11 protein-coding genes are annotated in these 12430 nt (G+C 65.9%); 8 read left to right on the top strand and 3 right to left on the bottom strand.

Annotated elements, in window-relative coordinates; translation table 11 throughout:
• Nucleotides 1–4 precede the first annotated feature (4 nt).
• The 3 genes from ACYQ00_RS15815 (at nucleotide 5) to ACYQ00_RS15805 (ending at nucleotide 2829) form a co-directional block, all read left to right on the top strand.
• On the top strand, nucleotides 5–1387 hold the full coding sequence (locus tag ACYQ00_RS15815) for a protoporphyrinogen/coproporphyrinogen oxidase (protein WP_460033067.1): 1383 nt from the start codon (nucleotides 5–7) through the stop codon (nucleotides 1385–1387).
• A 2-nt stretch (nucleotides 1388–1389) separates the two neighbouring features.
• Nucleotides 1390–2466 (top strand): M24 family metallopeptidase, encoded by a 1077-nt coding sequence (locus ACYQ00_RS15810; protein ID WP_460033066.1) that lies wholly within the window; start codon nucleotides 1390–1392, stop codon nucleotides 2464–2466.
• Nucleotides 2467–2574: 108 nt separating this feature from the next.
• On the top strand, nucleotides 2575–2829 hold the full coding sequence (locus tag ACYQ00_RS15805) for a DUF4911 domain-containing protein (protein ID WP_460033065.1): 255 nt from the start codon (nucleotides 2575–2577) through the stop codon (nucleotides 2827–2829).
• Nucleotides 2830–2832: 3 nt separating this feature from the next.
• Here ACYQ00_RS15805 and ACYQ00_RS15800 read toward each other — a convergent pair whose 3' ends face one another.
• Nucleotides 2833–3552, bottom strand: a complete 720-nt coding sequence (locus ACYQ00_RS15800) for a M48 family metallopeptidase (RefSeq protein WP_460033064.1) — start codon at nucleotides 3550–3552, stop codon at nucleotides 2833–2835.
• Between the two features lie 97 nt (nucleotides 3553–3649).
• On the opposite strand from ACYQ00_RS15800, the gene ACYQ00_RS15795 reads away from it, so the two are divergent.
• The 5 genes from ACYQ00_RS15795 to ACYQ00_RS15775 all read left to right on the top strand — a co-directional run bounded on the left by ACYQ00_RS15795 (nucleotide 3650) and on the right by ACYQ00_RS15775 (nucleotide 10801).
• Complete coding sequence (locus ACYQ00_RS15795) at nucleotides 3650–4243, top strand: LOG family protein (RefSeq protein ID WP_460033063.1); 594 nt, start codon at nucleotides 3650–3652, stop codon at nucleotides 4241–4243.
• A gap of 141 nt (nucleotides 4244–4384) precedes the next feature.
• The gene (locus ACYQ00_RS15790) at nucleotides 4385–6682 is read left to right on the top strand and encodes a putative bifunctional diguanylate cyclase/phosphodiesterase (protein WP_460033062.1); all 2298 of its coding nucleotides are present in this window, start codon (nucleotides 4385–4387) and stop codon (nucleotides 6680–6682) included.
• A gap of 45 nt (nucleotides 6683–6727) precedes the next feature.
• Nucleotides 6728–9103 carry a GGDEF domain-containing protein gene (locus tag ACYQ00_RS15785; RefSeq protein WP_460033061.1) on the top strand — a complete coding sequence of 792 codons (2376 nt, stop codon included), beginning with the start codon at nucleotides 6728–6730 and terminating at the stop codon, nucleotides 9101–9103.
• 89 nt (nucleotides 9104–9192) lie between these two features.
• The gene (locus tag ACYQ00_RS15780) at nucleotides 9193–9627 is read left to right on the top strand and encodes a hypothetical protein (RefSeq protein WP_460033060.1); all 435 of its coding nucleotides are present in this window, start codon (nucleotides 9193–9195) and stop codon (nucleotides 9625–9627) included.
• Nucleotides 9628–9652: 25 nt separating this feature from the next.
• A complete protein-coding gene (locus ACYQ00_RS15775) occupies nucleotides 9653–10801 on the top strand; it encodes a two-component system sensor histidine kinase NtrB (protein WP_460033059.1) in 1149 nt (382 codons plus the stop codon).
• Here ACYQ00_RS15775 and phnE (ACYQ00_RS15770) read toward each other — a convergent pair.
• Both phnE (ACYQ00_RS15770) and phnE (ACYQ00_RS15765) read right to left on the bottom strand, forming a co-directional pair.
• Nucleotides 10794–11609: a phosphonate ABC transporter, permease protein PhnE gene (gene phnE / locus ACYQ00_RS15770; protein ID WP_460033058.1), complete on the bottom strand. Its 816-nt coding sequence runs from the start codon at nucleotides 11607–11609 to the stop codon at nucleotides 10794–10796. The genes ACYQ00_RS15775 and phnE (ACYQ00_RS15770) overlap by 8 nt on opposite strands.
• The gene (phnE, locus tag ACYQ00_RS15765; protein ID WP_460033057.1) at nucleotides 11609–12424 is read right to left on the bottom strand and encodes a phosphonate ABC transporter, permease protein PhnE; all 816 of its coding nucleotides are present in this window, start codon (nucleotides 12422–12424) and stop codon (nucleotides 11609–11611) included. The genes phnE (ACYQ00_RS15770) and phnE (ACYQ00_RS15765) overlap by 1 nt, the downstream gene beginning before the upstream one ends.
• Between the last annotated feature and the right edge of the window lie 6 nt (nucleotides 12425–12430).

Here is a 12430-nt window from a genome sequence, read left to right as displayed (position 1 = left end):
TTCTATGCATGTATCGCACCTGATCATCGGCGCGGGTCCCACGGGCCTGGGCGCCGGCTGGCGGCTCCACGAGCTCGGCGCACGGGATTTTCTCATCCTGGAGCGCGAGCCCCACGCCGGGGGCCTCTCGGCCAGCTTCACCGACGAGGCCGGCTTTACCTGGGATCTGGGCGGCCACGTCGTATTTTCCCACTACAAATATTTCGACCAGCTCCTGGACTCCCTCCTGGGTGAGGAGCAGCTCTGGCACGAGCGCATCGCCCGCGTGCGCATGGCCGACGGCTGGATCCCGTATCCCTTCCAGAACAATATCCGCTACCTGCCCAGGGAGCTGGCCTGGCGCTGCGTGGAAGGCCTGCTGCCAGGCCGGCGGCCCGAAACCCGGCCCGACAGTTTCAAGGACTGGATGCTCGCCGTGTTCGGCGAAGGCGTGACCGACCTGTTCATGCGGCCGTACAACTTCAAGGTCTGGGCCACGCCGGCCGAGCGCATGTCCTGGCAGTGGATCGGCGAGCGCGTCAGCATTGTGGATCTGGAACGTGTGGTCAAAAATATCATTCTGGAGCAGGATGACGTCAGCTGGGGGCCCAACAACAAATTCCGCTTTCCCCTGCACGGCGGCACTGGCGAGATCTACCGCCGGCTGGCCGCACGCATCGAAGACCGCATCCGCTACAAGCAGACCGTCGTCACCCTGGACACCGCCGCCCGCACCGTGCGCACCGCCGCAGGCGAGGTCATTACCTATGACCACCTGCTGAACACCGGGCCCCTGGATCTGCTGGTCCAGAAATGGCTGGCCGGCGCGCCGGCGGAGCTGGTGGAGGCTTCCAGACTGCTGGAACACAACGGCGTGGTGGTCTCGGGCATTGGCACAGACATCCCGACAGACACCCCGACAGGCGTCCCGACTGGCACCTCTTCTGACAACACCTGCTGGATGTACTTCCCCGAAGACAACTGCCCCTTCTACCGCGTCACCAACTTCCACAACTATTCCCCCAACAACGTCCCCGCGCGCGGGTTGCGCGGCCTGATGTGCGAGACGAGCTTCTCCGGCTACAAGCCGGAAACCCTGGAGATTGTCACCGCCACGGCCGAACAGGGCCTGCGCAACGTGGCCATGCTGGACCCCCACGCCGACATCCGCACCCGCTGGGAATCCGTGCTGCCCTATGGCTACCCCGTGCCCACCCTGGGCCGCGACCGGGCCCTGGCCGCCATCCAGCCCTGGCTGGAGGCCCGGCAGGTGTACTCCCGCGGACGCTTCGGCGGCTGGCGCTATGAGGTGGCCAACATGGACCACAGCCTGATGCAGGGCGTGGAATGGGCCGAACGCATGGTCCTGGGCACCATCGAAACCACTTACACCATCCCGGAACGCTGAACATGAACGCCGCCGAATTTGCCTCCCGCCGCGAGCGCCTGCGCCCGCTGCTGGCCGAAAAAGGCCTGGACGCCCTGCTCGTCACCTACGCTGCCAACCGCTTTTACCTTTCCGGCTTCGAGCAGTTCGACTGCCAGTGCAACGAAAGCTCCGGCTGGCTCCTCATCCGCCAGGATGGGCAGGACGCCCTCTTTACCGACCCGCGCTACGAGGACGAAGCCCTGCGGCACTGGCCCGCCAATGGTCTCGTCATCTACAAAGGCAATGAGCTGGAGCGGCTGCCCGATCTCGTCGCCTCCCGCCTGAACCCCGGCGATGTGGTGGGCGTGGAAGCGCACACCCTGAACTGGCACCAGGCCACGGAACTGGGCAAGGTCATGACCCTGCGCCCCGCCCAGGGGCTGGTGGAACGCCTGCGGCTCTACAAAAGCCCCGAGGAGCTTGAGGCGCTGCGCCGTGCCTGCGCCCTGAACCATGCCGTCATGGCCCGGCTGCCGGAGCTGCTCGTCCCCGGTAAGACCGAACGCGAACTGGCCTGGGAAATCGAGCAACTCTTTCGCGGCATGGGCGCGTCGGGCCTGTCCTTTGCCACCATTGTCGGCGTCAATGGCAACGCCGCCCTGCCCCACGCCCGGCCCGACGAAACCCGCATCGTGGATAACTGCCTCGTGCTCGTGGACACGGGCTGCCGCCTGAACCACTACTGCTCCGACCAGACCCGCACCTTCTGGGTGGGCGACACGCCCTCCCCGCGCTTCCTCGAAGTCATGGACCAGGTGCGCACGGCCCAGCAGAAGGCCCTGGACTGCATGGGGCCCGGCGTGCCGATGCTCGACGTCTACCTCGCCGCGCGCAACCATTTCGAATCCCTGGGTGTGGCCGACCGCTTCACCCACGGCCTGGGCCACGGCATCGGCCTGGAAACCCACGAAGCCCCCTCCCTGAACTCCCGCTCCACCGGCGTACTGGAGCCCGGCATGCTCGTCACCGTGGAGCCCGGCCTCTATTACCCCGAATGGGGCGGCATCCGCTGGGAATACATGGTGGCCATCACGGAAACCGGTATCGAAATCCTGTAATGGACCGCCAACCGGAGGGGGGGCCTTTTTGCGCGCCCCCTTCCTTCCCAACATACCCTTACCCGACTCAATCCACTGTACACACAGATTTTTTCCCCGGATTCCACCATGCACACCGCCCCCACCTCTCCCCGCTCGTGCCGCTGCTACCTGCGGCTGGCCGGCAAGGATGTGGCCATGGCCAAGTTCGAGCTGGAGGCCTTCGGGCATCTGGGGGTGCTGAGCGTCTTGGACCGCTGGGAGAGTGTGGCTGTGCTCAGTTACGCGCCGGGCATGGAGACCATGCTGGCGAAGTACCTGGAGGCGTTGGGGGAGCTGGTGCCCTTTGAGGTGCTGTACCGCTCGTCGCCGGCGTCTGCGTGAAGGCTACCAGGCCGCCCAGGCCGGGACATGCCGCCAGGATTCCTTGAGGGACTCGTCCAGGCGTTTGAAGTCCGGCTCGCGGGCGGCAACCTCGCGCCAGTAGGCCGGTGAGTGATTGCCGTGCAGGGCGTGGCACAGCTCATGGATGATGACGTACCGGACGGCCTCGCGGGGCAGGAAGAGCAGGCAGCAGTTCAGGGACACGCCGCCACGGCTCGAACGGCTGCCCCAGCGCGTCTTCTGCCGGCCCACGCGCACCCCGGTCACGGGAATCCCCAACTCCTCCGACACCTCCTGGCACCAGGGCACAAGATGCCGACGGCCGGCTTGCTGCAACCAGCCGCGCAACAGTTCCACGCAGCGTACGGCGTCGTCCACGCGTCCCCGAAACGCCAGGACACGCCCCACGCCGTCCTGGCGTTCGCGCAGGGTCAGGCGGCGGGGGTCGTCGGGCAGGCAGTCCACCCGATAGTCCCGGTCCACGGCGGCCAGGGTCACCCGATGGGGCAAGAGTGGCGCTTCAAAAAGCTGACCACGGGCCCGCAACTCGCGCAGGGCCTTGATGGCCCAGTCGGCCTGTTGCTCCACGGCCAGGCGGGCAAAGGCCGGGTCCACCCCGCGGGGCAGCACCACCGTGAGCCCTGCTCCGGGCGCGACTTTGAGCAGGATCCGCCGGGCCCGGGCGCTTTCCCGGATGGTGAAGGAGGGCAGGTCGTCACGCATGATGGCCCTTCCTACTCCCAGCCGCCCCTGGTGACAAGATGGTGGCAAATCCCCGGGGGGGCTTGACTGCAGCCGCCGAGAGGATCACAAGCCCCGCATGAACACCATTTCCTCCGTGTGCGTCTTCTGCGGCGCCAATCCAGGCAATTCCCCGAAATTCCTCGAATCTTCGAAGCAACTCGGCAGCTTGCTGGCCAGCCGCGGCATTACGCTGGTCTACGGCGGCGCCAGCATCGGCTGCATGGGCGCCGTGGCCAATGCGGCCCTGAACGCCGGTGGCAAGGTGACGGGGATTATCCCCAAGTCCTTGTGGGACAAGGAAATCGGACACCCTGGCCTGACTGAGCTGCTGGTGGTGGACTCCATGCACGAACGCAAGGCCGCCATGGCCGACCGCAGCGACGCCTTCATTGCCCTTCCAGGCGGCGCCGGCACCCTGGAAGAGTTCTTCGAGGTCCTGACCTGGTCCCAGCTGGGCTTCCACCACAAGCCATGCGGCCTGTTGAACGTGGACGGCTATTACGACCTGCTGAGCGCCTTTCTGGACCACACCGTGAGCCAGGGCTTTCTCAAGCAGCCGCATCGCGACATCGCCCTGATGGACGCCGACCCCGCAGCCCTGCTGGACGCCTTTGCCAGCTGGACCCCCCCGCGCACCGGCAAGTGGATTGAAAAGCCAGACCAGCTGTAGCGCTCCATAGGGATTTTCACCAGCAGCCGCGCCCATTAGGGCTTGTCACGCAGTTGTCATCATGCGGGCGTAGAGCAGGGGTGTCTTTTTACCTGCTGCGGGGCAAATGCCATGGTTGGTCTGCTGGGTGCGTTTTCCACAATGTCGGCGTCTGGCGCCGCGTTCTGGCTGCTGGCCGGGTGTGCGCTGCTGGGCCCGGCGGCCGGTGCGCTCCTGTGGCAAAAACGCCGCCTGCGCGCCAGCTTGCGCCGGGCGCACTCCAACCTCATGGCCCAGCACGTGGAGATCATCCGCCACCGTGAACAGCTGGATACCGTGCTCGGCGCCATGCGCAGCCTGGTGGTGGAAGTGGATGATCATGGCCGCATCCTGCGGCTGCATCCCACGGCTTTTCCGCACCGCACCTTGCTGCCCGACCGGACAGACCAGCTGGCCGGCCAGCCCCTGACCTCGCTGCTCCCCCTGGCCGACCCCGAGGCCCTGCCGCGCATGCTGGCTGTTTCCCGTCGCACCGCCACGCCGCAACAGGCCGAGCTGGAGGTGCTCCCTGAACGGACGGCCCTCGACGCGGAACGGCTGTGGTTCTTCGTCACCGTGTCAGCCATGGACGACTCGCGCCAGCTGCTGGCCGCCCGGGACATGACGGCCCTGCACGAAGCCCGGCGCGCCGTGGCCCGGCAGGAGCGCCTGCACGCCGCCCTGGTGGAGCACGCCGCGGATGGCGTGGCCGTGGTGGATGCCGAGGGGACCATCGCCTATCTCTCGCCCGGCGTGCACGCCGCCCTGGGCCTCAAGCATGAACAGCTGCAGGGGTTGAGCTTCGAGACCCTGCTTACCGAAGACGAACGCGAAGCTTTTTTGCGCCAGATGGCCGTGGTGCTGCCCGTACCGGGCAAGACCGCCCGGTTTGAGGCCAAGGCCCACAAGGCTGACGGCAGCACGGTGGTGTTCGAGATCCACGCAGCCAATCTGCTGCACGAGCCGGACGTGGCTGGCATCGTCCTCAATTGCCGGGACATCACCTGCCAGCGCCGGTATCAGGAAGAACTGCGGCGCCAGGCCTTCAGCGACCCCCTCACCGGTCTGGCCAACCGGGCCCTGTTCATGGACCGCCTGGGCCACGCCATGGCCCGCATGTCCCGCAAGGAGACTTACAGCTTTGCCGTTCTGGCCATTGACCTGGACCGCTTCAAACGCGTCAACGAAAGTCTGGGCCACGACAATGGGGACCAGCTCCTGCAGCGGGTGGCCCAGATTCTCAAGGGCTGCATGCGTCGGGTGGACACCCTGGCCCGCCTGCAGGGCGACGATTTTGTGGTCCTGCTGGATGAAATCGGGGACAAGCTGGAGGTCATCCGCGTGGCGGTGCGCATCCGCGCTGCCCTGGCCCAGCCCCTGATGGTGGAGGGCGTGGAGCTCTCCCTGCGTTCCAGCATCGGCATTGTGTATGGCGACACCGGCTGCACCTGCCCCGAACAAATCCTGCGCGACGCCGAAACCGCCCTGCGCTGGGCCAAAACCCACGGCGACGATGGCTACAAGGTCTTTCACGCCACCATGCACAAGCAGGCCATGGCCCAGCTGGAGATGGAGACAGACATTCGCAAGGGGCTGGAGCGCAACGAGTTTTATCTCAATTATCAGCCAATCGTGTCCCTGGATACCAACCTCGTGGTGGGCATGGAGGCGCTCTTGCGCTGGACGCATCCCCACCGCGGGGTCATCTCGCCCATGCAGTTCATCCCTGTGGCCGAGGAAAGCGGGCTCATCGTGCCCCTGGGCGAGCGGGTCCTGGAGCTGGCCCTGGCCCAGGCCGTGCGCGTGCGGGAAATTCTGGGCGAGCAGCCGTTTTATGTCTCCGTGAATCTTTCCCCCCGGCAGCTGGTGCAAAAAGAGCTGACCCAGATGGTCCGGCGGGCGCTGGAGCAGGCCGGCCTGCCTGCCAGCGTGCTCAAGCTGGAGGTGACGGAAAGTCTGGTCATGGACAATCCGGCCCAGGCCCGGGCCATCCTCAAGGAGCTGCAGTCCCTGGGCTGCCGACTGGCCATTGACGACTTCGGCACCGGGTATTCCTCCCTGAGCCACCTCTGCCAGTATCCTTTCGATACCCTCAAGATCGACCGCAGCTTCGTCTCGCTGCTGGAAGAATCCAACCTGCGCCACGAAGGCATCGTCCAGGCCATTTTGCACATGGCCCAGAGCCTGGAAATGCATGTGGTTGCCGAAGGCATCGAAACCCCTGAACAAATCGAAACTCTCACCCGCCTGGGCTGCCGCACCGGGCAGGGCTATTACTTTGCCACCCCCATGGACGCCGCGGCCCTTGAGGCGTTTTTGACCAAAACCGTCTGTGGCAAGCTGCCCGCCGATGCCATGGACCCTGCCGTTGAAAGCCCGGCGTCCTGTGCGCCCCTGCGCCGAACGCCCACTGCAGCCTGATCACCGTCCACCGCCGCCGGCCGCCGCCCAGCCAGGAGTCCGCCCATGCTCACCAGACGCCAGGCCCCCGTCTCCAGCGACGCGCAGTCCACCGACCACCCGCTGTTCGTTGCCACCCGCGCCGGACAGTCCGCCTCGGCCTGCAGTTTTGTCTCCCTGAATGCCCTGCATCAGCTGGAGCATGCCTCCCTGGCCGGTCCCGTGGGCGTGCTGTATGTGGACGTGGAGGATTTCTTCCTGCTGGTGGCCGGCCTGGGCGAGGATGCCGGCTACGCCCTGCTGGAATCCCTGCAGCATGAAACGCGCGACCGCTTTCACCTGCAGTATCCCGATGGCCGCATCCTGGCCATGGAGCCTGTGGGCGTGTCCGGTTTTGTGTTGTTTTTCCAGCAACTGGAAGACAATCCCCTCAAGGCGGTCAATGCCTTCGCCACCTTGCGCTTCACCCTGCAGGAGGCCATGCTCCTGCGCCATGCCCAGGCCCTCGGCCGGGAATTCACGGTGCTGGTGGGGCAGTCCTTCCTGCGTCGCCAGCATGGAGAAGCCCTGGACAAATGCCTCTTCCGCGCCTTTTGCGAGGCCCAGCGCATGGCCCACATCCGGCCGGATTCAGACCAATTCAGCCTGCACCGCGAGTTTGTCCGACTCATGGAAACCGGCGGTGTGGCCCTGCTGTTTCAGCCGGTCATCGACTTCACTTCCGGCGAGACCCTGGGCTGGGAGGCCCTGACCCGCGGCCCGGTGGATGGCCCGCTGTTCGACGCCGCCACCCTCTTCCGCTTTGCCCTGGAAGCAGGAGAGGTGGCCGCCCTGGACCGCCTCTGCCGCCGCAAGGCCATCCAGCGGTTTGCCGCCAGCAAGCCCGCCCTGGCCGGGGAACACAAACTGTTCCTGAACGTCCACGCCGCCTCCCTGCAGCAGCATGCTGAAATTTTTGAGGAATCCTTCACCACACTCAAGCAGCATGGCCTTTCCCCGCGCGACGTGGTCTTTGAACTGAGCGAACGGCAGTGCCAGAAGGATCCGGACCTGCTCCTGCGCAAGCTGGAAACCTGCCGCGAATACGGCTTCCGCGTGGCCCTGGACGACGTGGGCGCGGGCAACACCAGCCTGCAGCTTTTGTCCATGTCCCGCCCGGATTTCATCAAGGTGGACATCTCCCTGACCGCAGGCATCGACGCCAACCCCTTCAAGCGGGTGATGGTCGAAACCCTGGTGCTTCTGGCCGGCAAGTTCGGCGGTGCGGTGCTGGCGGAGGGCGTGGAAACCGAGACGGAGTTCTCCAGTCTGGTGTCCATGGGCGTCACCGCCGGGCAGGGCTATCTGTTCTGCAAGCCCGTGCCGCAGTTCGAAGCGCCCCAGGTCTGCATTCCGGCCCGGGCCAGTCTGCAGGACGTGGGTCGGGCGAATATCCAGTGCTCCACCCCCATCCGCGAGCTGGTGCAGGAGGCCGTCACCGCCCCGCCCCACGCGTTGGTCAAGGACATCAAGGAACAGTTGCTGCATGCAGCCGAAGAAAAAGGCCCCATTTCCAGTCTGGTGGTCGTCTCCCGCGAGACGCCCCTGGGGCTTATCATGGGCTACAGCCTGGACCGCAAACTCGGCACCCGCTACGGCGTCTCCCTCTACTACCAGCGTTCCATCGAACGCATCATGGACCCCGCCCCCCTGATCACCGACGGCGGCCTGCCCCTGGAAGACGTGGCCAAGGCCGCCATGGGCCGGCCTCAGGAACAGATTTATGACGATATCATCGTCACCGAGGGCGGCCGGCTGGCCGGCGTGGTCTCGGTCCAGCGCATGCTGGACACCCTGACCCAGGTGCAGGTGGAGCTGGCCAAGGGCTCCAACCCCCTGACCGGCCTGCCCGGCAACGTGGCCATTGAGCAGGAGATCGAGCGCCGCATCCGCCAGCAGGCCCCCTCCAGCCTGCTCTACGTGGACCTGGACAATTTCAAGGTCTACAATGACGTCTATGGCTTCAACAACGGCGACCGCATCATCATGACCACGGCCAAGACCCTCAAGGACGCCGTGCAGCAACATGGCCGGCCCGAGGACTTCATCGGCCACATTGGCGGGGACGATTTTCTGATCATCGCCCGGCCCGAGCGCGCCGGCGCCATCGCCGACGCCGCGGCCGCCAACTTCGGCCAGGTCGTGCTGGAGCATTATACCGACGAGGACAAAGCCAAAGGCTACATCGAAGCCAAGGGGCGCGATGGCCAGCCCGGCCGGTTCCCCCTGGTTTCGGCCTCCATCGGCATTCTGGACATTGCCTTCGACGCGCCCTTCACCCTGGCCGAGCTGGGCCAGCGCGCGGCGGAAATCAAGAAATTCGCCAAGTCCAAACCCGGCAACTCCGTGGTCCGCGACCGCCGGCCGGCCGTGGGCTCCCTGGCCAACGCCAGCCGCAGCTGACGCGCCCTGCGGGACGGGCAGGACGCTACAGGCAGGATCATGATGACGCCCCCCGGGGACTGGTGTATGCTGCCGGCAGGAGACGTACCATGATCCCTTGCTACATCTGCAACGCCCCCATTGGCAGCGGCTGGCTCTGCGGCCCGCCTCCGGCTGCCGCCGGGCACAAGCTCGGCCTGTGCCCAGAGCACGACACCCCGGCCAACAGGGAACTCGTCCTCACCGCCTGGGAGGCCGCCATCCAGCGCGCCCTGGGGCACCCGGCCTCGACTGGGGCAGCCGGAGCAGCCTCCCGCACCGGGCCCGCCCTGCCGGCCCTCCATGGACAACAGACCAGCGGCCATGATTTGACCGTGCAGTTCCTGGATGGCGGGTCTCTCTCCATCGCCTGCGACAGCTACGAAATCGACCAGGACCGCGCCTCCCTGATCTGCCGCAGCGGGGACAACCTGGAGTTCTTCCCCCTGCAGCACATCCGCCGTATCCGGGCCCTGCCCCGGCCCCTGGCGCCCACACTGAACTGACGCGGCCCCTAGCCCAGGATTCCCCGTGCTGCCCCTGATCCAGTCTTCCTACTTCCAGAATCTGATCAACGGTTTTCCCGACGGGGTGATCATCTTCAACATCGACGGCGTGGCCTATGTGGCCAACGCCAGCGCCCAGCGCCTGCTGGGCCTGGAGGAACAGGACATCCTTGGCAGCCGCTGGGAGACGCTCTGCGCCCCGTTTGCCGGGGGCGAGGCCCTGGCCGCCTACCTGGACGCTGCCCGCGCCTGCCCGCCCGGCGAGCTGGAGGCTCGCGCCCCGGCCCATGCCCAGTGTCGTCTGGCGGACGGCCGCACCCGTCACCTTTCCTGCACCACCTCGCACATCATCGAATACGGCAAGCTTTTCGGCATCCTCCTGGCCATCACGGACGTCTCCCACATCTTCGAGATGCACGAGCGCGAACGCCAGATGCTGGAAGAGCGCCGGGCCCTGGAACAGGAACGCGCCCGCAGCCTGGAGCATTTCTCCATGGCCGTGGCCCACCAGATCCGCAACCCGGTCATGACCATTGCCGGCTTCTCCCGCCTGCTCCTGCGCAAGGCCGAGCCGGAGTCGAATCAATTCGAACTGTTGGAAGCCATCCTCGACGGCGGTGTCCGGCTGAACGCCATTGTCCGCGCCGTGAGCGAATACACCGCCCTGCAACTGGGCGAGCCCGAGCCGGTGGATCTGCGGGACTGCTGTCACAACGCCCTGCAGGAGCTGCATCTGGAGTTTCAGCAACAAGCGCAGCCGGAGCAGACCGCGCTCCCACGCTGGGAGCTGCTGTTGCCGGACGCACCGTGCATGCTTTCGGGAAACGCCGCCCTGCTGACCCAGGCCGTGCTGGAGCTGCTCCGCAACGCCGCCGAGGCCGCGTTGCAGGGCTCTTCAGAATTGCCGGCCACGCCGGAAATCCGCCTGCGGCTGGAAGCGCAGGACGGGCGGCTGGAACTGGGCATTGAGGATAACGGCCCCGGCGTGACCGCCGCGGACCTGCCCTACGTGTTCGACCCCTTCTTCACCACCAAACCCGTGGGTGTGGGCATGGGCCTGTGCAAGGTCCAGCGTATTCTGCGGGAGCATCAGGGTCTGGTGGTGCTGGAGAACCGCGCCGGCACTCACGGCGCACAGGCGCGGGTCACGCTGCCCTCTGCGCTGCTTACATGATGGCGTGGCGGACCTTGGCGCTGATCCATTCGCTCAGCACCACCGTGACCAGCACCAGCAGCAGAATCACGGTCACCTGATTCCAGGCCAGGATGTTCAGGGAGGACTGCAGTTGCAGGCCGATGCCCCCTGCCCCCACCAGGCCAAGGACCGTGGATTCCCGGATGTTGATGTCCCAGCGGTAGACCGAAATACCCGCAAACGCCGGCAGGATCTGCGGCAGGATGGCGTAATCCAGCACCTGGGCCCGGCTCGCGCCCGTGGCCGTGACGGCCTCCACTTGCAGGGGGTCGATCTCCTCAATGGCCTCATACGTCAGCTTGCCCACAAAGCCGATGGAGCGCAGGGCGATGGCGATGATGCCCGCCAGCAGCCCGGGACCGATAATGGTCACCAGCAGGATGGCCCAGATCAGCGAATTGATGGACCGGGACGAGACGATGAGCAGCAGGGCCAGGGGCCGCACAAAGGCCCGGCTGGGCGTGGTGTTGCGCGCGGCGAGAAAGGCCACGGGAAAGGCCGCCACAGTGCCCAGCAGGGTGCCCAGGGTGGCGATATTGAGGGTGTCCCACAGGGGTTTCCAGAGCTTGCCCAGGTAGGCCCAGCGCGGAGGGGTCATGCGGTCGGCAATGTCCAGTCCCTGCGTGCCGGCATCGAGCACAAAGCTCCAGGTGGTCGCATCGCTGATGAACTTCCAGCTCACGCTCAGGGCCGCCACAAACAGCAGCCAGCCGAACCAGCGCCAGAGCTGCTGGCGCGGTTCCAGCCGCCGCCAGCGCAGGGTTCCGTGTTCAAGATACCGGGCCATTATTGCAGCCTCTTGCGGATGATGCCCGAGGCATATTCCGTCGCCAGCACAATGAGAATGATGACGATGAGAATGGCGGCGGCGGTGTCATACTCGTAGCGGTCAAAGGCCGTGTCCAGGGTGGCCCCCACCCCGCCGGCGCCCACTATGCCGATGACGGCGGATTCGCGGAAATTGATGTCCAGTCGATACACCGACAGGCCCACCAGCCGGGGCATGACCTGCGGGGCCACGCCATAGGCGATGACCTGCCACCAGGACGCGCCCGTGGCCCGGATGGCCTCCACCTGACCATGGTCGATGTCTTCGATATCCTCGGCCAGCAGCTTGGCCAGAAAACCGATGGTGGCGAAAGCCAGGGTCAGCATCCCGGCAAAGGGGCCAAAGCCGAACATGGCCACCAGAAAGATGGCGATGATCACCTCGGGAAACGTGCGGGACAGGGTGATGATCCCCCGGCAGGTCAGATAGACCGGCATGGCCGCCAGATTCCGGGCCGCCCCCAGCCCCACAGGTACGGACAGGATGATGCCCAGGGCCGTGGAAACCAGGGTCATGGCCAGACTTTCCAGGATGCCGTGGGAGATCTCCCTGTACCGGGTCAGGAAATCGGGCGTAAGAAAGCCGATGAGGATGGTCACGCTGCGGGCGGCGCCTTCGGCCACGCGCATCCAGTTGACCTGCACATCCATCAGGGCCAGGACCAGATACCCCAGCACCAGGGCCAACCCGCCCCAGCGCAGCCAGGGATCGGCAATGCGCGGCGGCTTGCGCCAGGTGGTGGGATAGGTGTTCGAGGAAGCGTCTGGCGTCACAACAAG

The sequence above is a fragment of the Megalodesulfovibrio paquesii genome (assembly GCF_054653055.1).
The sequence above is the reverse complement of the archived record's forward strand: the minus strand, read 5'-3'. Positions and strand labels throughout refer to the sequence as shown.

What these genes read in the sequence shown, in the direction of transcription:
- ACYQ00_RS15815 (WP_460033067.1), top strand. Translation starts at nt 5, where the DNA reads ATGCATGTATCGCACCTGATCATCGGCGCGGGTCCCACGGGCCTGGGC.
- ACYQ00_RS15810 (WP_460033066.1), top strand. Translation starts at nt 1,390, where the DNA reads ATGAACGCCGCCGAATTTGCCTCCCGCCGCGAGCGCCTGCGCCCGCTG.
- ACYQ00_RS15805 (WP_460033065.1), top strand. Translation starts at nt 2,575, where the DNA reads ATGCACACCGCCCCCACCTCTCCCCGCTCGTGCCGCTGCTACCTGCGG.
- ACYQ00_RS15800 (WP_460033064.1), bottom strand. Translation starts at nt 3,552, where the DNA reads ATGCGTGACGACCTGCCCTCCTTCACCATCCGGGAAAGCGCCCGGGCC.
- ACYQ00_RS15795 (WP_460033063.1), top strand. Translation starts at nt 3,650, where the DNA reads ATGAACACCATTTCCTCCGTGTGCGTCTTCTGCGGCGCCAATCCAGGC.
- ACYQ00_RS15790 (WP_460033062.1), top strand. Translation starts at nt 4,385, where the DNA reads ATGTCGGCGTCTGGCGCCGCGTTCTGGCTGCTGGCCGGGTGTGCGCTG.
- ACYQ00_RS15785 (WP_460033061.1), top strand. Translation starts at nt 6,728, where the DNA reads ATGCTCACCAGACGCCAGGCCCCCGTCTCCAGCGACGCGCAGTCCACC.
- ACYQ00_RS15780 (WP_460033060.1), top strand. Translation starts at nt 9,193, where the DNA reads ATGATCCCTTGCTACATCTGCAACGCCCCCATTGGCAGCGGCTGGCTC.
- phnE (WP_460033058.1), bottom strand. Translation starts at nt 11,609, where the DNA reads ATGGCCCGGTATCTTGAACACGGAACCCTGCGCTGGCGGCGGCTGGAA.